The organism is Rhizobium sp. K102 (assembly GCF_022385315.1).
Classification (GTDB): domain Bacteria; phylum Pseudomonadota; class Alphaproteobacteria; order Rhizobiales; family Rhizobiaceae; genus Rhizobium; species Rhizobium croatiense.
Window position 1 is genome coordinate 242,418 of the sequence record NZ_CP092438.1, and the last position, 20,283, is coordinate 262,700.

The window sequence follows — 20,283 nt, forward strand, 5'->3', positions numbered from 1 at the left end:
CTCATGCTCCCAACGGCCGGAGCAGGTCGCGGCTGATGATATGCCGCTGGATTTCCGAGGTGCCGTCCCAGATGCGCTCGACGCGCGCATCGCGCCAGAAGCGGGCGAGCGGCAGGTCGTCCATCAGGCCCATGCCGCCGAAGATCTGGATCGCCTCATCCGTGACGCGGGCCAGCATTTCCGAGGCATAGAGCTTGGCCGAGGCAATTTGCCGGTCGGCGGCAAGGCCGGCATCGAGCCGCCAGGCGGCTGCAAGCGTCAGCCAGTCGGCCGCGTCGATCTCGGTGATCATATCGGCAAGCTTGAAGGAGACGCCCTGATTGGCGCCGATCGGCTTGCCGAACTGCTTGCGTGCGGCGGCATAGGGCAGGGCCATCTCGAAAACACGCCGCGCCCGGCCGACACAGGTGGCGGCAACCGTCAGCCGCGTGCCGTAGAGCCATTGATTGGCGATATCGAAGCCGCGATGCACCTCGCCCAGCACCTGGGCCTGGGGGATCCGGCAATCGGTAAAGCTGAGGGTAGAGTTGTGGTAGCCGCGATGCGAAACGGAATCGTAGCCTTTCAGGATCTCGAATCCAGGCGTGTCGCGATCGACGAGAAAGGCGGTGATCTTTTTCTTGATGCCCTTCGGCGTGTCCTCCTCGCCGGTGGCGGCAAAGACGATGACGAAATCGGCGACATCGGCATGCGAGATGAAGTGTTTCGTGCCGTTGAGGACGAAATCGCCACCGTCGCGGCGGGCGGCGCATTTCATGCCGCGCATATCGGAACCGGCATCCGGCTCGGTGATGGCAAGCGCGTCGATCTTCTCGCCGCGTACCGCCGGCAGTAAATAGCGCTCGCGCTGCTCGCCCTCGCAGGCCATCAGGATGCCGGAAGGCCGGCCGAAGAAAACCGTCAGCCCGAGCGAACCGCGCCCAAGCTCCCGTTCGACCAGCGTGAAGGTGACATGGTCGAGGCCGGCGCCGCCGATCTCCTCGGGAAAATTGCAGGCGTAAAAGCCGAGATCGATGCATTTGCGCTGGATCTCGCGGCCAAGCTCCGGCGGGACGATCCCGGTCCGCTCGACCTCGTTCTCATGCGGATAGATTTCGGTCTCGACGAAGGCGCGGACCGTCTCGACGATCATTTCCTGTTCCTGGCTGAGACCAAAATCCATACCGTCCTCCTACCGCCTCTGGCCGACGTGACGGCCGGCGCCTTCGGGCAGCGCCAGTTCCGCATGGGACGCGGCAATCGCCTTTACCCTGTCGAGCACCGCAGCCGGGGCCGCCACCGCCTTGCCCGCCTTGCTGTCGACATGCAGCAGCATCTGCTCGGCGGTTGCGATGAGCTCGCCCGTCGCCGCCTCGTGCAGGGTGTGGAAGACATGCAGCCGTTTCTCGTCGGCGGTCAGGATCTGGCAGGCCGAATGGATCGCCTGCCCAAGCTTCGCCTCGCCGAGATGGCGGATATGGCTTTCCACCGTGTAATAGCTGTGCCCCGCCTCGACATAGGCAAGGTCGACGCCGACCAGGCGCAGCAGCGCGTCGGACGTATCGCCGAACACCTGCAGATAGCGGTGCTCGGTCATATGGCCGTTATAGTCGACCCAGGCAGGGCTCACCTTGGTTTCGACAAGCCGCAACGGCTTCGAAGGATCGGCGGGCATGGTCTCGCCTCCGCCTTGCGCCCAAAGCGATTGCTCGAAGTCCTTCAGCAGCTTGCCGGCGCCCCAGCCCTTGCCGCCATCGCCGCCCTTCAGCGCCTGCAGGATGCCGACGAGATTTTCGTCGCGGATGCGCTCAAGCTGGCGGATCGAAAGGCCCGCCGCCTGTTCGTCGGATTGCCGGCCGATCTTTTCGATCAGCGCATCGTCGAGATCGACGACATCGGTGAGCTTGGACCAGGGCCAGGCGAGGCAGGGACCGAACTGGGCGAGGAAATGGCGCATGCCGGCCTCGCCGCCGGCGATGCGGTAGGTCTGGAACAGGCCCATCTGCGCCCAGCGCAGGCCGAAGGAATAGCGGATGACGTCGTCGAGCGTCTCGACGGTGCAGATGTCGTCGTGGATGAGCCAGAGCGCCTCGCGCCAGAGCGCTTCGAGCAGCCGGTCGCCGACGAAGGCCTCGATCTCCTTGGCAATATGTACGCCCTTCATGCCGATCGGCGGCAGTCTTTCCATCGCCGCCCGGATGGTTGCCGCCGAAGTCTTCTCGCCGCCGACGATTTCGACAAGTGGCAGCAGATAGACGGGATTATAGGGATGGGCGACAAAGAGGCGTTCGGGATGCGTCATGTCGCGCTGCAGATCGGTCGGCAACAGGCCCGAGGTGGAGGAACCGATCAGCGCATCCTGATGCGCCGCGGCATCGATCTCGGTCAGCACGCCGCGCTTGAGATCGAGCCTTTCCGGCACGCTTTCCTGGATCCAGTCGGCGTCAGTGACGGCTTCTGCCAGCGTCTCGCAGAAACGGAGCCTGCCGCGCGGCGGCAGGGGCGCGCCGGTCAGCATGGCATAGGCTTTTTCGGCATTGGCGATCACCTCGCCGACGATGCGGCCCGCTTCCGGATGCGGGTCGAACACATCGACGTCGATGCCGGCGAGCAGGAAACGGGCGATCCACCCGCCGCCGATGACGCCGCCGCCGATACAGGCCGCCTTGCTGATCTTGGTCATGATATCCTCAGCGCTTCGTCAGCTTCAGCTTCTTGCGCACATCTTCCGGTCCGATGATGCGCGCGCCCATGCCTTCCACCACCTGCACGGCCTTTTCGACGAGCTGCGCATTGGTGGCGAGCTGGCCCTTACCGACGAAGAGGTTGTCTTCAAGTCCGACGCGCACATTGCCGCCGGCGAGAACCGCCGCCGCTGGATAGGCCATGGCGTTGCGGCCAATCGAAAAGGCCGAGAAGGTCCAGCTCTCAGGCACATTATTGACCATCGCCATGAAGGTGTTGAGGTCGTCGGGCGCTCCCCAGGGAATGCCCATGCAGAGCTGGATTAACACCGGGTCTTCGATCAGGCCTTCCTCGGCAAGCTGCTTGGCGAACCAGAGATGGCCGGTGTCGAAGGCTTCGATCTCCGGCCGCACGCCGAGATCCGTCATCTTCCTCGCCATCGCCCGCAGCATGGCCGGCGTGTTGGTCATGACATAGTCGCCGAGGTTGAAGTTCATCGTGCCGCAGTCGAGCGTGCAAATTTCGGGCAGGCATTCGGCGACATGGCTGACGCGCTCGCTGGCGCCCGCCATATCAGTGCCTTTCTGATTGAGGGGGAGGGGCCTTTCGACATCCCCGAAGATCAGGTCCCCGCCCATGCCGGCCGTGAGATTGAGGACGACGTCGATATCGGCCGAGCGGATGCGATCGGTGACCTCCCTGTAGAGCTCGTTGCGGCGGCTGGCAGCCCCCGTTTCCGGATCGCGGACATGGCAGTGAACAACAGCCGCCCCAGCCTTGGCGGCGTCGATCGCGGAATCCGCGATCTGCTTGGGAGTGATGGGAACATGGCTGGATTTGGAAACCGTATCGCCGGCGCCGGTGACGGCACAGGTGATGAAAACATCGCGATTCATCGCTAGAGGCATGTTTTTGTTCTCCCCGTCTTGTCGGGCATTACGCGACAGGTTGGCCGACGATGCTTTGCATTCTCGGAAGTTGCTGATACATTATCGGAACAATGGGAGGCGACCTTGCTGCAGCGGTCGACGGAACGGCTCGATATCGATCTTCTCGTCCTGCCGGAGACGAACCTGATCCTGATTGCGTCGGTCATCGAGCCGCTGCGTGGCGCCAACCGCATCGCCGGCAGCGAACTCTATCGCTGGCGGCTCTTGACGCCGGATGGAGCGCCGGTCCCGACCACCAGCCATATCGCCGTCCCGGCTGAGGGAAGTTTCCGGGCGACGACCGAGGAGACGCCGCTGTTCGTGCTGGCCAGTTACAACTGGCGCCGCAGCGCCACGCCGGCGCTGAAGATGCAGCTCTCGCAGGCAGCCCGCTACCGCACCATCATTGCCGGCATTGAGTCCGGCACGTGGCTGCTCGCCGAAGCAAGCCTGCTCGACGGACTGCCGGCGACCGTCCACTGGGAAGACTACGAGGATTTCGCCCTGGCCTATCCCGAGGTCAGGGCCGTCAAGGATCGTTTCGTCATCGACGGCAAGCGGCTGACGACATCAGGTTCGCTGCCGACCGTCGACCTGATGCTGGAGGTGATCCGGAGGCGGCAGGGTTATTCGCTGGCGCTCGAAGTCAGCCGGCTGTTCCGTTATGAGCAGCCTTCCTTCCACGCCGACGAAATGCTTTCCGCCGCGTCGGCGGGACTGCGCCTGCATGACCCCCGCGTGACGCAGGCGGTGCACCTGATGGAAGAGCATATCGAGCAGCCGCTGATTTTGGCGCGGCTCGCCCGCAGGGTGGGCATCAGCGCCCGCCACCTGCAGGATCTTTTCCAGCAGAGCATCGGCGCGCCGCCGCATGTGCATTATCTGGCGCTGCGGCTGAACACGGCGCGACGCAAGGTGATCGAGACGACAGCCTCCTTCGCCGACATCGCGGCGGCGACCGGCTTCAATTCGGCCTCGGCCTTTGCGAGAAGCTACCGGGCAAGTTTTTCCGAAAGCCCGTCGGAGACGCGGCGCCGTTTGCACCGCCGCGTCATATCATCGGCACCGACATAGGCTGGAATGCGTCCCGCAGCATTTCGGCCAATTCCCGCACGGCCTCGCTGGAGCGGAAACTATTGCGGCGCAGTACGACCTTCGAGGAATCGACCGGCGGAAAGCCATCCTCGGCGGTCAGTTCGCGGCAGCCGGGCGGAATGCTGCTGCGGGAAAGCGTCGTGACGGCAAGGCCGGCGGTCACGGCATTCCTCAGCCCCGAACCGGTATCAGCGATGAAGGCGATCCGGTAGCTGCGGCCGATCTGCTCCAGCGAGCGCAGCGCAAAATCGCGTGACCAGGTGGAGTTGCGGTAGGTCGCAACCGGCAGGGGATCGATGTCGTGCAGCCGATGCACCATCGATGTGACCCAGACGGTCGGATCGACGCAGAGAACCTCGCCCTTGTTCTGATCGCTCCAGTCGAAGACGACGGCGAGATCGAGTTCGTCCCGTTCCAGGGCGGCGAGGTTGCGGACCGTATAATCGCAGGAGACGGTGACTTCGACTGCCGGATGGCGAACCGCGAAAGCCGCAAGCGCTGCCGGCAGCACCGTCTGGCTGTATTCCTCCGGAATGCCGATGCGCACCGGCCCGTCGAGCGGCTTGCTGCGGATCGTCGCGGCCGCCTCGTTCAGGAGATCGATGACCCTGCGAGCATAGGGCACGAGCTGGATACCCTGACGCGTCAGCAGCACGCCGCGGGCGCCGCGCTCAAAAAGAGTTTCGCCGATTGTCGCCTCGAGCCTCTTGATCTGCGTGCTGATGGCAGATTGCGTCCGCCCGATACGCTGCGCGGCCGCCGAAAAGTTCGACGTCTCGGCGACAACAAGGAAGGTTCTGAGAAGGTCGCTTTCGATCGGTTCTTGCATGGCAGCCATAGAAAAAATCGATGATAGCTATCACTACTATTCGTTTGTCTAATGTCAATTCGTAGCGCAGAAATGAGCTGCGTTCGACTTCCTTCTTTGAGAATCTCTGCGTGACCATTGAAAATCCGACTGCACGCCTCGCAGGCAGCGAGCACGAGAAGGGTGTGCTTCTCACCGTTGCCGCGACGCTCGCCTGGAGCGCGAGCGGCGTTTACTCGCGGCTACTCACGACCGACGTATGGACGGCGATCGCCTGGCGGTCGTTGTTCGGCGGCCTGTTCCTGCTGATCCCCTGCCTTTTCCTCGAAGGGGGCATCTCGCGGCGGCAATGGCGTTCCGTCTTCCATCCGTCCGGTCTTGCGATGATCGCATGCCAGACGTTCAGTCAGGGATGTTTCATCGGGGCGCTCTACATGACCACCGTCGCCAATGTGACGATGATCTATGCGACGACGCCCTTCATCGCGGCTCTGTTCGGCTGGCTCATCCTCAAGGAGAGGGTTGCCAGGCGGACGATGATTGCCGGCGCCGTGTCCCTCTTCGGCGTCGGCGTCATCGTCGCCTCGTCGATCGGCGGCGGCACCGGCTGGGGCGACCTCTTGGCGCTCGGCATGACCGCGTCCTTCGCGCTCGTTATCATCATTCCGCGCATCGATCCCAGCGTGCCGAGCCTGCCGCCGACCGTCGTCAGCGCCTTCCTGACCCTCGTCATCTTCGCGCCGTTCGGTTCGGTCGGCTCGCTCGACCTGCACAACTGGATCGTCCTTGCCGCCTTCGGCGCCACCAATTTCTCGCTGGCGCTGGTGCTCTTCCTCGCCGGGGCAAAGCGGATGCCGCCGGCGGAAGCCGCGCTGATCGGCACGATGGAAATCGTGCTGACGCCCTTCTGGGTCTGGCTGCTGTTTTCAGAACAGCCGCCCGTCGCCACCTATTTCGGCGGCGCGATCATCCTCGGCGCTGTGTTCTGGCATACCGCGGTCGACTTCAACCGAGGCCGGCGGTCTTACGACGGCTAGGGCAATTCCAGCGAAGCGCGTAGCGGTTTGCCGGGAAAAGCGCGAGGCCTATCCTCGGTTCCACCGGAACAACCGTTTTGCGCTGGTCCTGTACGCGTTTGCCGAGGCGGGTGACCTGCCGACTGCCGTGGCAGGCCGCTTCACGTCGCAGCGAATGCCAGCCTTACAGCGTCATGGCCTTTTTAGCCAAAGAACGCACGAAGCTGAGCGAAAAACCCGCTTGGTCTGGGATCTGCGATCCTTCGCACGCGGCGAGCGACTGCTGCCGCGCTGACGCTTTCGCCAAAATGACAGAAGCAGACAAGCTCGTGCAACTGTTCGTCACCGAGTTCGAAGAACCGTTTGGCTTCTCCATAGCTGTCATTTTCCATTCCGGCCGCCCGCAGAATGGGATCAGCGAACGCAACGGAGATCGGGGTGTCGTCACCCCTCAGGGCAAGCCGATCTGCGATCGGCTGATACTCTGTCTCGTGAAGCGTCCTCAAAAACTGTTTGGGGCTGCGTTCGAGACATTCGGCCCAGCGTTCAATGCGTTCGCGCCGTGTCAGTTCAAGGGGCTTTATGCTCGTGCTGATTTTCGCAACTGTTTTCAGCTGCTCCAGTGCATGCTGTTCCATTCCGGCCTCCTATCTTCGGAAAAATAGACGGTCCGCTCCCAAAAACAGCGTGGCTCAGGACGCAGCCGATGTCCAATCACGATTGGAAACGGCATCTGCCGCGCCGAACAGATATGATTACCGGAGACCGCGGGCGACGACTTTGCCGATTGTCGTCTTGAGGGGCACCCGTGTCGCTTTTCCGGGCTCTGTTTTTCGTCAGGCATGGTTTTCTTGTCACGTTCACGGCGCTGCCGCGCCAGCGAGCGACATGAAGTATGGCAGGCAGGCCGCCGGCACGCCGCCACGGTGGTAAAGGACTGAAATCCTCAGGAACGACCGGATAGTTATCCGGAAAGATATCCAGAAGGATCGAAAGGAGGTTCTGTAGCCCTAAATCAGCTCTTTTCGCAGCAGATCTACGGATTGCGGCGGCGATGACGAGAGCAGCGCGGCAGGCCAGCCCTATCGTACTCACTCTCTCCTCGATCCAGTCTGTCCCCGCCTATCTGCGAAATTCGAACATCGCCCGATGCGGCGTGTGAATACCGGACTGCAGAGGAGGCAGACCGGAGGAAAGCATTGCCATCGGCTGCATCGGCTGCAGATCGAGGCACTCAACAAATGGGAGGAATCCATGAGCAAGAATAGAGGCGTCGTTTATCTGAGGCCGGGCAAGGTCGAAGTTCGCGACATCGACGACCCGAAGCTGGAAGCGCCCGACGGTCGCCGCATCGAACACGGCGTCATTCTGAAAGTAATCTCGACCAACATCTGCGGCTCCGACCAGCACATGGTCCGCGGCCGCACGACGGCGATGCCGGGCCTGGTCCTCGGTCACGAAATCACCGGCGAGATCATCGAGAAAGGGATCGACGTCGAGATGCTGGACATCGGCGATATCGTCTCGGTACCGTTCAACGTCGCTTGCGGCCGTTGCCGCTGCTGCAAATCCCAGGACACCGGCGTCTGCCTGACCGTGAACCCAGCCCGCGCCGGTGGCGCTTACGGCTATGTCGACATGGGCGGCTGGATCGGCGGCCAGGCGCGCTACGTCACGATCCCCTATGCCGATTTCAACCTGCTGAAAATCCCGGATCGCGACAAGGCAATGGCGAAGATCCGCGATCTGACCATGCTCTCCGATATTCTGCCGACCGGCTTTCATGGCGCAGTGCGCGCCGGCGTCGGCGTCGGCTCGACCGTCTACATCGCCGGCGCCGGCCCCGTCGGTCTTGCGGCTGCGGCTTCGGCTCGCATCCTCGGCGCCGCCGTCGTCATGATCGGTGATTTCAACAAGGACCGCCTGGCGCATGCGGCCAAGGTCGGTTTCGAACCGATCGACCTTTCCAAGAGCGATCGTCTCGGCGACATGATCGCTGAGGTCGTCGGCAGCAACGAGGTGGACAGCGCCATCGACGCGGTCGGCTTCGAGGCACGCGGCCATTCGGGCGGCGAACAGCCGGCGATCGTGCTCAACCAGATGATGGAGATCACCCGCGCCGCAGGCTCGATCGGCATTCCCGGCCTCTACGTCACCGAGGATCCCGGCGCCGTCGACAATGCCGCCAAACACGGTAATCTTTCGCTTCGCTTCGGCCTCGGCTGGGCCAAGGCGCAGTCCTTCCACACCGGCCAGACGCCGGTGCTCAAATATAATCGCCAGCTCATGCAGGCGATCCTCCACGACCGCTTGCCGATCGCCGACATCGTCAACGCCAAGGTCATCCCGCTCGACGAAGCCGTCCAGGGATATGAGAGCTTCGACCACGGTGCGGCGACGAAATTTGTTCTCGACCCGCATGGAGAGGTCGCGAAAGCCGCCTGACGATAAAGCATATCGTGCAAGAGTGTGCCGCAGCGCGCTTTTGCTCAAAACGGAGATGGCCGGAAGAACCGGCCATCTCGCATCAGTCACACGAAAATATTGTTGCCTGCTACTCGATGCTGAACGGGAAATATTTGGCATTGATCATGTCATAAGTCCCGTCTTCCTTGATCGTCTTCAACGCCTCGTTCAGTCGTGCAAGACGCTCCTTGTCGTCCAGACGCACCGCAATCCCGGCACCTTCGCCAAAATACGTGCCGTCGACCAGATCCGGCCCCTTGAACGCGCAGCAGGTTCCCGCCTTCGTATTGGCGATCCAGTCGTAAATGGCGAGCTTATCCTCCAGGATAATGTCGACGCGCCCATCCGACAGGCCTTTGTACAATTCCGGCGATGACCGGAATACCGTCTTCCTCATGTCGGGATAGTAATGGTTGGCGTAAGATTCCTGCGCCGTCGAAGAGGTCACCCCGAGCTTCTTACCACTGAGGGCGGCGGGGCTGACGTCACTGATCGGCGAATCCTTCCGAGCGATGAACACTGACGGACTGTTGTAGTATTTCTCAGTGAAGGCGACTTTCTGGCGCCGCTCGAGGCTCATCGACATCGATGAAATGATCGCGTCGTATTTTTCGGCAACGAGATCGGGGATCATGTCGTCCCACTTCTCGATGATGAATTGGCATTCGAACTTGCCGGTCTCGCAAAGGGCATTGGCAATATCGATGTCGAAACCCTGAAGTTTGTTATTCGCATCGAGATAGTTGAAGGGCGGAAATGCACCTTCGACGGCAACTCTCAGCGGCATTCGCTCTTGCGCGGCCACCGGCAGCGGCGAGACCGCCGCCAATACGACACCCACCCCGCCCACCATCAGCGCGCCGCGCAATAAAGTCTGAATGGATATTCGCAACATCGCCGGAACTCCCTGGGCGTGATCGATCTCGTCCTATAGTGCGCCGCAGCCTTTAATTCTACGTGAACGCTTATTTGTTAGCGTTGACGAATGCGCCCGTATCGTGGTGTCCAGGGGTCCAGGCTTGCATATAGTTGTTCCATCCAGCTCCAACACGTTCCAGAAGTCCTGGATCGCCTCGGGAAGAATTCTCTTTCTGATCGCCATCAGCGGGCTCGGAGCGATTGGACTCGTCGTGCTATCGGCGCTCTGGGCCGGAGCCGAAAGCGACGCTGCGGCCCTTGATCGCCAGCGTCAGCTGGTGAATGCGCGTCTGCGCGAACAGGTCGATCAGGTCGCCCATGTCATCGGTCAGTTCGGCAACGGCTATCTCGCCCGCGTTTATCCCGCGTCCCGGTCGGCAGGTGTCTCCTCCAGCCTCGATACGGTTCTGACCGGGGCGGCCGGCAGCGCAATCAGCGAAACCGCAATGTCCGCCTTCGGATATGATCAGGCCTTTGTCGTGGACGAAAAGGCTCAGCTGAGCATGCTGACCGACGCGAAAACGGAAAAACGCTATCGCTGGATGAAGCCTCTGTTTTTGCCGCTCCTCAAGGATAGCCGTCTTTCGGCACGCCAAAGTCCGACTTTCAGCGACCGAACGCCATCCTCGCTGGAAAGCCGTCGGGCGAGCGCGGTTCGCCCCAACCATGCGCTGGCCAATCTGATGCGGCTGGAAGGCCGGCCGACGATCGTCGGCATCGTCGCCATCAACGAAGCTCCCGATGGACAGCCGCAGCCGATGCGGCAATTCCTGATCGTCGTGCGGTTTCTCGATGGTGCGGCCCTCGACGAGTTGAGCCGGCAGCAGGGCCTCAACGGCGCGCGCTTTGCCCGCACGGCCGATGCCGACGAAAATGAGGTCGCTTTCCAAATCGACGCGACGGCAAATGGTGAACCGATCGGCTTCATCGTATGGCGACCCGATCTTCCAGGTTCACGGGTGATCGGCCGATTGATGCCGGCGCTTTCGATTGCCGCCCTGGTGATCGCCGTGCTGCTTTCGGTGCTGCTGGTACGGCTGCGGAGCAGTCTCGGCGAATTGAAGAGAAGCGAGCTGCATGCACGGCAGCTTGCCTTGCATGACGTGCTGACCGACCTTCCCAACCGCGCTTTGTTCGCCATGCGGTTCGAGGAATGTCTGACCGACACGCGGCATTCGACCGAGCGCTCGGCCGTAGCACTTCTCGACCTCGACCGCTTCAAAGCGGTGAACGACACGTTCGGCCATGCCGCCGGTGATGAACTCATCAGGATGGCCGCCGAGCGGATCCGTTCCGTCCTTCGTCCTGATGATACGCTCGCCCGGCTCGGAGGTGACGAATTTGCCGTGCTTCTCCGGGACATCAAGGATGACGACCAAATCCTGCGGTCCATATGCGACGCGATCGTTGCCGAACTTGGCAGGCCCTTCCCGCTTCTGAGGGGCGAAGCGGTCGCCCGGGTCGGCGGCTCGATCGGCGTCACCATCGTGCCGGATGCCGGGCGAAATGCCGATGACGTCATGCGTTATGCCGACGTCGCACTTTACGAGGCAAAGATGGGCGGGAGAGGCCAGTGGCGCGTCTATTCCCCGTCCATGGACGGCGGCAGAAATGCGCGCGACATTCTCAAGAACGAATTGCGCGAAGTTCTGGCCAAAGGCACGGCCCCCTCCGCTGGCAATCCCCAACCCGGCCCAGGCGGCAGCAAGCCGGATTTCGGATCGCTCGAGGTCTATTACCAGACGGTGCATCGCGCCGAGGGCGGATATTCGGCTTCCGGCGCTGAGGCTCTCGTGCGCTGGCGTCACAGTCAGCGCGGACTGCTCACCCCTGCGAGCTTCATCCCCGCAGCCGAAGAGGGCGGCCTCATCGACGCCCTCGGTTTCTGGGTCTTGCGCGAAGCCTGCCGGGCCGCCTGCACATGGCCTGAAGACACCTTCGTGGCGGTCAACGTGTCGCCGGCCCAGCTGAGAAGACCAAATTTCGCCGAAGAAGTCTTCGCCGTGCTTGAAGAGACCGGCCTGCCGCCGTCCCGCCTCGAGCTCGAGCTCACCGAGTCCTCGCTCATCGAGGATAGTTCGGATGTCTATACGGTACTGAAATCACTGCGCAGCCGGGGCATTCAGATTTCCCTCGATGATTTCGGGACCGGCTTCTCATGCCTCAGCCATCTGGTGCGTTTCGACATCGACCGCATCAAGATCGATCGTTCCTTCGTCTCGCAGCTCGGCGCAAAAGCCAACGGAGCGGCCATCATCGGCGCGATCGTCACCCTCAGCCGCAATCTCGGCATCTCGACGACGGCAGAAGGGGTTGAAACCGAATATCAGCGCGACTTTCTGACCGCCCTCGGCTGCACCGATCTCCAGGGCTATTTCTTCTCCAAACCGGTACCTCTCCACGAACTCGACGGCTTCGCCAAATCGGAGAGCGGCGCCGGATCACGGACGATCACTTCGGGAGCCATTGCCTAAAAACGCGTCTCAGATTCGCTCTCCTTAGTTCTTGTTTTACGCAAAACCGCTGCCCGGTTTCGCGCGACATGTTTGAGAGCCTTTGATCTTCCACCACGCGGGAACTTTCGTTCCGGGCAGCGGTTGACGCCCGAAGATGAAAGGAGGATCTGATGGGTGGGATCGGCGAGTGGCGGCACCTTTGCGTCGACATGCAGCGCATGTTTGCCGAAGACACCCCATGGCACGTGCCCTGGATGGTTCGGATCTCTCCACAGATCGAGGAGCTTGCCGGCCGGCATCCGTCCCGGACGATTTTTACCCGCTTCGTGCCGCCCCAGCATCCAGATGCGATGCCGGGAAAATGGCGCGACTATTACCAGAAATGGTGGATGATGACGGGCGATCACCTCCCGCCCGAGCTCGTCGATCTGGCTTCCTCGCTGGCCTCGCTTGTTCCGCCGGCGCGATACTTCGACAAACGCACCTATTCGCCCTGGATCGACGGCCGCCTCCATGCGAGTCTTCAGTCGGAGCGGGTCGACACCCTTGTGATCACCGGCGGGGAAACGGATGTCTGCGTGCTCGCCACGACGCTTGGCGCCATCGATCTTGCCTATCGCGTTATCGTGCTGAAGGACGCCGTCTGCAGCAGCGCCGACGACACTTATGACGCGTCGCTGGAACTGCTGCACGATCGATTTTCCGTCCAGCTGGAACTCATGGAGACGGAAGAGTTCTTGAGCGGCCTCGGTTGAGAAGGTTTCGAGCAGAGGTAAAGAGTAAAGCGCGTCGCATGAATCATAATGATGCGACGCGCTTTAGGTCAGCAGCAAGCCGGCAACGCCGGCGAGCGTTGCAATACCACTCACGACGCCCAGCCGAACCACATAGCCCAAGCTTCCCGCGATCCCCGCGAGAACGGTTTTCGCAAGAAGATTGGCGAAGGCGGCGACCGCGATCGCATGCGCGGCCGCATCCGCCGGCACATTTGACGACGGGAGCTTCGCAATCGACAGGGTTATCGCGTCAAGATCGCCCAGGCCCGTGATGAAGGCAACGGCGAGCAGCGACTGCGTTCCGAAATATGCCAACGTCGCGCGCGTCACGATGGTCACGACGGCGAGCAGAAGAGCAAAGCGCAATACGACCATCACCTCCAACGGATTTTTCGGTGAAAAGTCGGGACCGTCGTCGGAGCGCGGCGAGAAGCCGGCGAGGCCGCCGCCGATGGCGAGCACCGCGGCAGCTGGTCCGAGGAATGCCGCAAGCTCCATCAGCACCGCTGGTGGTGCGATGACGCTGCAGATCAATAGCACCCGGCTCAAGGATACGGCCCCCGCCAGCATCGCTCCGGCCGAAAGCAGCGGTGAGAGCGCCGACATCTGCTTCGATTGACGCGCGAAGGAAAGCGTCAGGGCCGTCGAAGAGACGATACCGCCGCAGGCACCCGTCAGCAGCAGTCCGGCCCTGGCGTCGCTGAGCTTGATCATCACATAGCCCGCAAATGAAACCGCTGCCACGAATATGGTCAGCATCCACAGCTCGAAGGGATTGATCATTTGCCAAGGATCGACGGCCTCATTGGGAAGAATTGGAAGAACGACGACCGTCATCGTCAGCAAGATCAAGGCGGCTCTCAGCTCGAGCCAGGTCAGCTTCCGCAGAAATCCGTGCAGCGGCTCCCGCGCCGCCAAAAGTGCCGTCATGGCGACCGCACTCGCCGCGGTGGTCGTCATGTCCGCGACGACGGCGCCGAAGCCGAGCGCAAAAACCGTTATCGCGGCGATGGCGCCGGTCGCGCTGTAGTCCCGCTCGCGCAGTGCCTGCACGCCGCTGAAGCCAAGGATCGTGATACAGAAAAATGCGAAGATGGCCGTCGGCAGGATCGGCCCTGATGGGCTGCAGGAAACCGCAAAAGCCGCCGAGGAAGCTTGAGAGGCCATAGGTGCGGATACCGGCCACCCTCTTGCCCGGTGCGGCCTCGCGCCCGCGCCATCCGCGCTCGATACCGACGAGAATGCCGATCGCCAGCGCGAGGCTGAGACGTTGGAATGCATCGGCCATCATGATTGATGTCATCATGCGCGGATCCAGGTACCGCCAGTCGTCTGGCCTCCGAGGAGACTTCTATTCGATATGTCGTGACAACCGTCTATTTCAATCCATCTTCCTGGACTCCCCCCACAGGCGGCGCTATTGATTGTAGGGCGAGGATGAGCTGGAGCAGTTATTCCTAGCGGGTCTTCTGCGGATTTTGGCTACCGGTTCGCACCCCGGCTTCTGCCGCTTCCAGAGCGGCGCTGAACAGCTGGAGCGCGAACTCTTTTGCTGCCTTTTCGTCGTCTGCACAGAGCTTCAACGGCGAGCACCTCTCCTTCAGATTGCGAATGAGCTTTCGGCGAAGCCTGAAAACCAGATGCGAATCCGTTTTTGCGAGAAGCTCCTGCAGGCAGGTGACGGCAACCACTTCGAACATCAAAAGCCTGCCTTCGACTTCGCCTTGCGAAGGAATGGGAAAACGCTCACCGCCCCGCTTTAAATCTCGCTCTGTCGAAAGCATCTAAGCCTCCAAACCGATGATAGGCCTCCGCTCGCTGAAATTCCATATCGCAAGTCCACAGCCACTCTTATGTGAAGAAGCAGCTTACACGATGTAAATCGGTCTCGCTTTGGCGAAGATCAAGCAAGGCTGGGCTGCATTGTCGAGACCGCGGAGACCATGGGCTATTTTACCGCTAGGCCTGCAGATCGACGAGACACCAAAAATTCAATCCCGCCGGAGCGTCTTGCCGGATTCCGCATCGAACAGATGAAGCTTGCCCGGCCGGGCCGCTATCGTCACGACCTGCCCCGGCTCGAAATCGTGACGTTCGGACAGCACCGCGACAAGCTCGCCGGACCCGTAGCGCAGAAACACCATCGTCTCGTGGCCGGTGGGTTCGGTGACGTTGACGGTCGTTTCCAGGCCGCCCGGGCTGAGGGACAGATGTTCCGGCCGCACGCCGAGAAGCACGGCCTGTCCATCGGACGCCTCCGGCGCAAAGCCGAGCGCAATCTCGTCGCCGGTCTCGGTGACGAACACCGCACCATCGGCCTTATAGTGGCCTTTCAGCAGATTCATCGACGGCGAGCCGATGAAGGTCGCCACGAACGTATTGCGCGGACGATCGTAGAGCTCCAGGGGCGTTCCGGTCTGCTCGATCTTGCCGCCCTGCATGACCACGATCTTGTCGGCCATCGTCATCGCTTCGACTTGGTCATGGGTGACATAGATCGTCGTGGTTTTCAGCCGTTGGTGGAGCTCCTTGATCTCCTTGCGCATCTGCACGCGCAGCTTGGCATCGAGGTTCGACAGGGGCTCGTCGAACAGGAAGACCTGCGGGGACCTGACGATGGCGCGTCCCATCGCAACGCGTTGCCGCTGGCCGCCGGAAAGCTGGCGCGGATAGCGGTCAAGATAGGGCACGAGGTCGAGGGTTTCGGCCGCCGCCTGCAGCCGTTGTTTGATGACATCGGCCGGCTGCTTCTGCAGGCGCAGCGCAAAGACCATGTTTTCGGCAACGGTCTTGTGCGGATAAAGCGCGTAGCTTTGGAAGACCATTGCAATGTCGCGGTCCTTCGGCGGCAGATTGTTGACGACCTTTCCGCCGATCGAGATGGTGCCGCCGGTGATGCTTTCGAGGCCGGCGACCATGCGCAGCAAAGTCGACTTGCCGCAGCCGGACGGGCCGACCAGCACCACGAACTCGCCGTCGCGAATTTCGATATCGACGCCGTGCAGAATATTTAAGGCGCCGTAGGCCTTGCGCGCCTCCGAAATATTGACCTCAGCCATATGCCTCCCAATCGCTTTCCGGCCACCCGAGGGGCGGCCCCAAGGGATATGCGTCGCTTGACAATATCCACGGCATTGGGCTCGAGGCAACCGCGTTCCGCCGCTGTCCGAGAGACCGTGAGACCTCCTCCATGAAACGTTTCATTTCATATTGACTTTTGCCGCTTGCCGTCTAATGCTCGATGGCGAGACCGAGAGGAGCGGTTTCAAGCAAGAATTATGAAACGTTTCATTTTCTTGCTTACCAGATAGTTCTGCACGAAACCAGTCCAAAAATCGGACCGGAACCAGTTCGGAAAGACCGGCTGGCACCAGCCCAACGAAGCGTGGAGGAGGAAGATATGAAAGTCGAAATATACGATGCGCTGATGCGCCGTCAGGCAAGCCGCCGTGACGTTCTGCGCGGAACGGCAAGTGCAGCGGCTCTGCTCGGGCTGTCCGGCGCGGTCGGCGGAATTCCCGGAATGGCGTTCGCTGCCGATGATCTGCGCGCCCAGATCCTGCAGATACCCGGGGTCGGCAAGGGCTCGCCGACGGATGCAGACTGGCAGAAGGTCGGTGAGCTCTGCCTCGGTCCGACCAAGGCCAACGTCAAGCAGGGCGAGTTCGCCGGGGTCGAGCTGACCTTCATGGGGCTCAACAACCAGAACCTTCACAACTTCCTGTTCCGCGGCTTCCTGAAGCCGTGGGAAGCCTATACCGGCGCCAAGATCAACTGGATCGACCTTGCCCAGGCCGACTACAATGCCCGCCTTCAGCAGTCGATCGCCACCGGCACAGTTGATTACGACATTCTGGAAATGGGCGCACCCTTCGAAGGCGACACCGCCGGACGCGGGCTTCTCGACGAGATGCCGGACTGGGCTGCAAAGCAGATCGAAGCCGACGACCTGGTGAACTACCTGAAGCCACCGGTCGGCACCTGGGACGGCAAGACCTATCGCGTGACGATCGACGGCGATTGCCACACCTTCGCCTACCGTAAGGATTACTTCGGCGAAGGCTCGATCAGCGGCATGGCCGAGCCGAAGACCTGGCAGGACGTCAACGCGGCGTCCAAGGCGCTGATCGGCAAAACCGATCCGCTGACCGGCCAGCCGGCCTACGGCTATCTCGATCCGCTCAAGGGCTGGGGCGGTTTCGGTTTCTATTTCATCGAGAACCGCGCGACCGCCTATGCCAAATATCCGGGCGACCCGGCGTGGTTGTTCGACCCCGAAAACATGAAGCCGCTGGTCAACAACCCCGCCTGGGTCCAGGCAATCCAGGATGTGCTGGATCTGATCGCCGCCAAGGCCTATCCGGCCGATCAGATCAATGCGGATCCTAACACAACGGCCTTCTCGCAGTTCCTGGCGGGCACGGGCGCAATGCTGATGTGGTGGGGCGACGTCGGCTCCAGCGCGCGCACTTCGGACTCCTCAGTTGTCGGCGATGTGGTCGGCTTCGGTATCAACCGCGGCTCCAACCGGGTCTACAACCGCAAGACCGGACAATGGGAAGAGAAGTATAACGAAGCGCCCAACATGGCCTATCTCGGCTGGGGCATCTACGTCACCAAGCGGGTCTCCAGTGACGAGAAGAAGCGCAAGGCAGCGTGGTCTGCGGCAGCCCATCTCGGCGGCAAAGATCTATCGCTTTGGACCTCGGCCTATCCCTCGGGATTCCAGCCCTATCGTCAGTCCAACTTCAACTACGACGAATGGGAAAAGGCTGGTTACGACCGCGCCTTTGTCGAGGACTATCTGGGTTCGAACGCGGACAGCTATAACCACCCAAATGCTGCGATCGAACCGCGCATCCCCGGCATCTTCCAATATTACTCCGTTGCCGAGGACGAATTGGCAAAAGGTTTTGCCGGACAGTACAAGTCAGCACAGGAGACCGCGGATGCAATTGCGGCGGCCTGGGAAAAGATCACCGACCAGATCGGCCGCGACAGCCAGCTGAAACTCTATCGGGCGAGCCTCGGGCTCTGACCCTCTGACCAAACGCGCCGGCGGATCGGAAGCGATTCCGCCGGCGCCTTTTCTATCCGGGCGAGGAATATCATGTCGACAGTCGAAGGCGACCTGCTGCACACGGTCGAAGCCGGCTCCATTTCCGCGAGCCGCCGTTTCTGGGGCCGCGCGGCTCTGTGGCTCAGCGCTGCATGGTTCATAGCGTCCTTTGTCTTGCAGGGTGCCCATGAACTGGGATGGACCGAATGGGGTTTTGCGAACTGGCGACCCGTCCTCTATGCTTATTTCCTCTGGGCCGCGGTTCTTTGCGTCACGCGCGTCGTCATTTACGGAGAGGCCGGCAAGAAGGCGCTCTTTGTTCTGCCGGCCGCGCTTTTCGTCGTGTCGATGGTGGTCTTCCCACTGCTCTTTGCGCTCTGGATCGGCTTTTCCGATTGGAATCTCGCATCTTCTGCCGGGCGGCGTTTTAACGGGCTCGACAATGTGCGACGGATGATCGCCGACCCGTTCTATGCCAACGCCCTACTCAACATGATCCTTTATTCCCTGGCGATCGTCGTGGAATATGCGATCGCATTCGGCCTGGCGCTGCTCCTCAACCAGGAAATCCTTGCCCGGAAATTCTGGCGGGTCACCTTCCTCGTCCCCTTGATGCTGTCGCCGGTCGCGGTGAGCTGGATGGTCGGCAAATCGATGCTGGAGACTCGTTTCGGCCCGATCGCGCGCCTGGCCCGCTGGCTCGGCTGGGAAAACCCTTCCTTTTTCGGCGATCCGCTGACGGCGCGGCTTTCGGTCATGATCATGGATGCCTGGACCTTCATTCCCTTCATGATGATCATGCTGCTTGCCGGACTGCAGGCCCTGTCTAGGGAGGTGCTGGAGGCGGCCGAAGTCGATGGCGCCACACGCTGGCAGCGCTTCTGGCAGGTCATTTTCCCGCTCATGCTGCCGGTGTCGGTCACGGCGGTGATGATCCGTATTATCTTCAAGCTGAAGCTCGCCGACATCATCATTACCGTGACATCGGGTGGCCCGGGCGGGGCGACCGATTCCGTCACCAGTTTTATCTATCGCGAATACCGCGACCGTTCGAATGTCGGCTACGGGACGCTGCTCGCGCTCGTCTATCTGGTGATCATCGTCATTGGGATGACGGGGCTGATGAAGATTTCCGACCGTATCGTGAAGCGGATGACAGGAAGGCTCTGATGGTTCGTATCGATTTCGAAAAATACGGGCGGGGCCAGCGCATTCGCTGGTGGGCGATGCGTTTTGCCGTCTACGGCCTGCTCGTCGTCTGGGCATGTGTCTGCATCTTCCCGCTGTTCTGGACGGTTTCGACCTCGTTCAAAACAGCCGCAGATGTCATGCGCGGCAATCTGATCCCCTGGTTCAATTTTACCCCCAGCTGGCTCGGCTGGCGCTCGCTCGGGCTCTCTCCCGATACGATTTCACAGATATCGACGGTGCGCGACGAATTCATGCGCCGGCTCTGGAACAGCGTCATCATCTCGGTCACGGCATCTGCTCTTGCAGTCGTGCTCGGATCGCTGGCGGCCTATGGGCTCAGCCGCTTTTCGTACAAGTTCGGCCATATGCGCAATTCCGACATCTCCTTTTTCTTCCTGTCGCAGCTCATCATGCCGCCGGTCGTCCTCGCCCTGCCGTTCCTGGTTCTCTACAAGGAACTGGCGCTGCTCGACACTTATGCCGGCATGATCGCCGTCTATACGCTGATGGTCCTGCCGATCGTCGTGTGGATCATGCGCGACCAGTTCGCCACCATACCGGTGGAGCTCGAGGAGGCAGCCCTGGTCGACGGCCTGTCGGTCTGGGGCGCGTTTGCCCGCATCATCGTGCCACTGGTTCTGCCGGGCATGGTGGCCGCCTTCCTGCTGGCGCTGATCCTGTGCTGGAACGAATATTTCTTCGCCGCGCTGCTGACCTCCACCAATACCAACACGCTGCCGGTGATGATCGCCAGCCAGACAGGCAGCCAGGGCATCAACTGGTGGTCGATGGCCGCCCTTTCCACCGCCGGAATCCTGCCGCTGGTCGTCGTTGGCGTCGTGCTGGAAAAGCATATCATCGCCGGGATGACCGCGGGCGCCGTAAAATAGCGGCGGGATGTGAGA

16 protein-coding genes and 1 pseudogene are annotated in these 20,283 nt (G+C 61.4%); 8 read left to right on the forward strand and 9 right to left on the reverse strand.

Annotated elements, in window-relative coordinates; translation table 11 throughout:
* Position 1 precedes the first annotated feature (1 nt).
* The 3 genes from MHI61_RS31765 to MHI61_RS31775 are packed head-to-tail and all read right to left on the reverse strand — an operon-like array spanning position 2 to position 3,572.
* Entirely contained in the window at positions 2 to 1,162 is a 1,161-nt protein-coding gene (locus MHI61_RS31765; RefSeq protein WP_239793444.1) for an acyl-CoA dehydrogenase family protein, read from the reverse strand.
* 9 nt (positions 1,163 to 1,171) lie between these two features.
* Positions 1,172 to 2,662: a carnitine 3-dehydrogenase gene (locus tag MHI61_RS31770; RefSeq protein ID WP_239793445.1), complete on the reverse strand. Its 1,491-nt coding sequence runs from the start codon at positions 2,660 to 2,662 to the stop codon at positions 1,172 to 1,174.
* A gap of 7 nt (positions 2,663 to 2,669) precedes the next feature.
* A complete protein-coding gene (locus MHI61_RS31775; RefSeq protein WP_239793446.1) occupies positions 2,670 to 3,572 on the reverse strand; it encodes a 3-keto-5-aminohexanoate cleavage protein in 903 nt (300 codons plus the stop codon).
* Between the two features lie 105 nt (positions 3,573 to 3,677).
* On the opposite strand from MHI61_RS31775, the gene MHI61_RS31780 reads away from it, so the two are divergent.
* A complete protein-coding gene (locus tag MHI61_RS31780; RefSeq protein ID WP_239793447.1) occupies positions 3,678 to 4,667 on the forward strand; it encodes a GlxA family transcriptional regulator in 990 nt (329 codons plus the stop codon).
* Here MHI61_RS31780 and MHI61_RS31785 read toward each other — a convergent pair.
* Positions 4,645 to 5,517, reverse strand: a complete 873-nt coding sequence (locus MHI61_RS31785; RefSeq protein WP_345774882.1) for a LysR substrate-binding domain-containing protein — start codon at positions 5,515 to 5,517, stop codon at positions 4,645 to 4,647. The two genes, MHI61_RS31780 and MHI61_RS31785, sit on opposite strands and share 23 nt — an antisense overlap.
* A gap of 110 nt (positions 5,518 to 5,627) precedes the next feature.
* Between MHI61_RS31785 and MHI61_RS31790 the strand changes: the two genes are divergently transcribed.
* Entirely contained in the window at positions 5,628 to 6,533 is a 906-nt protein-coding gene (locus MHI61_RS31790; protein ID WP_239793449.1) for an EamA family transporter, read from the forward strand.
* A 182-nt stretch (positions 6,534 to 6,715) separates the two neighbouring features.
* On the opposite strand, the gene MHI61_RS31795 is transcribed toward MHI61_RS31790, so the two are convergent.
* The gene (locus tag MHI61_RS31795) at positions 6,716 to 7,150 is read right to left on the reverse strand and encodes a hypothetical protein (protein WP_239793450.1); all 435 of its coding nucleotides are present in this window, start codon (positions 7,148 to 7,150) and stop codon (positions 6,716 to 6,718) included.
* Positions 7,151 to 7,766: 616 nt separating this feature from the next.
* Between MHI61_RS31795 and fdhA the strand changes: the two genes are divergently transcribed.
* Entirely contained in the window at positions 7,767 to 8,957 is a 1,191-nt protein-coding gene (fdhA, locus tag MHI61_RS31800; protein WP_004674667.1) for a formaldehyde dehydrogenase, glutathione-independent, read from the forward strand.
* A 109-nt stretch (positions 8,958 to 9,066) separates the two neighbouring features.
* Here fdhA and MHI61_RS31805 read toward each other — a convergent pair whose 3' ends face one another.
* The gene (locus MHI61_RS31805) at positions 9,067 to 9,873 is read right to left on the reverse strand and encodes a transporter substrate-binding domain-containing protein (RefSeq protein WP_239793451.1); all 807 of its coding nucleotides are present in this window, start codon (positions 9,871 to 9,873) and stop codon (positions 9,067 to 9,069) included.
* Positions 9,874 to 9,997: 124 nt separating this feature from the next.
* Between MHI61_RS31805 and MHI61_RS31810 the strand changes: the two genes are divergently transcribed.
* Positions 9,998 to 12,370 (forward strand): EAL domain-containing protein, encoded by a 2,373-nt coding sequence (locus MHI61_RS31810; protein WP_239793452.1) that lies wholly within the window; start codon positions 9,998 to 10,000, stop codon positions 12,368 to 12,370.
* Positions 12,371 to 12,522: 152 nt separating this feature from the next.
* Positions 12,523 to 13,107: an isochorismatase family cysteine hydrolase gene (locus MHI61_RS31815; RefSeq protein ID WP_239793453.1), complete on the forward strand. Its 585-nt coding sequence runs from the start codon at positions 12,523 to 12,525 to the stop codon at positions 13,105 to 13,107.
* Between the two features lie 63 nt (positions 13,108 to 13,170).
* Here MHI61_RS31815 and MHI61_RS31820 read toward each other — a convergent pair.
* From MHI61_RS31820 to ugpC, 3 genes and pseudogenes are all read right to left on the reverse strand, one after another.
* Positions 13,171 to 14,434 (reverse strand): annotated as a pseudogene (locus MHI61_RS31820) (DUF4010 domain-containing protein).
* Between the two features lie 151 nt (positions 14,435 to 14,585).
* Positions 14,586 to 14,912, reverse strand: a complete 327-nt coding sequence (locus tag MHI61_RS31825; protein WP_239793454.1) for a hypothetical protein — start codon at positions 14,910 to 14,912, stop codon at positions 14,586 to 14,588.
* A 207-nt stretch (positions 14,913 to 15,119) separates the two neighbouring features.
* Positions 15,120 to 16,187 (reverse strand): sn-glycerol-3-phosphate ABC transporter ATP-binding protein UgpC, encoded by a 1,068-nt coding sequence (ugpC, locus tag MHI61_RS31830; RefSeq protein ID WP_239793455.1) that lies wholly within the window; start codon positions 16,185 to 16,187, stop codon positions 15,120 to 15,122.
* A 341-nt stretch (positions 16,188 to 16,528) separates the two neighbouring features.
* Here ugpC and MHI61_RS31835 point away from each other — a divergent pair, with 341 nt between their 5' ends.
* From MHI61_RS31835 to MHI61_RS31845, 3 genes are all read left to right on the forward strand, one after another.
* A complete protein-coding gene (locus tag MHI61_RS31835; RefSeq protein WP_239793456.1) occupies positions 16,529 to 18,166 on the forward strand; it encodes an extracellular solute-binding protein in 1,638 nt (545 codons plus the stop codon).
* Between the two features lie 72 nt (positions 18,167 to 18,238).
* Entirely contained in the window at positions 18,239 to 19,357 is a 1,119-nt protein-coding gene (locus tag MHI61_RS31840; RefSeq protein WP_239793457.1) for a sugar ABC transporter permease, read from the forward strand.
* A complete protein-coding gene (locus tag MHI61_RS31845; protein ID WP_064686393.1) occupies positions 19,357 to 20,268 on the forward strand; it encodes a carbohydrate ABC transporter permease in 912 nt (303 codons plus the stop codon). The genes MHI61_RS31840 and MHI61_RS31845 overlap by 1 nt, the downstream gene beginning before the upstream one ends.
* Positions 20,269 to 20,283 lie beyond the last annotated feature (15 nt).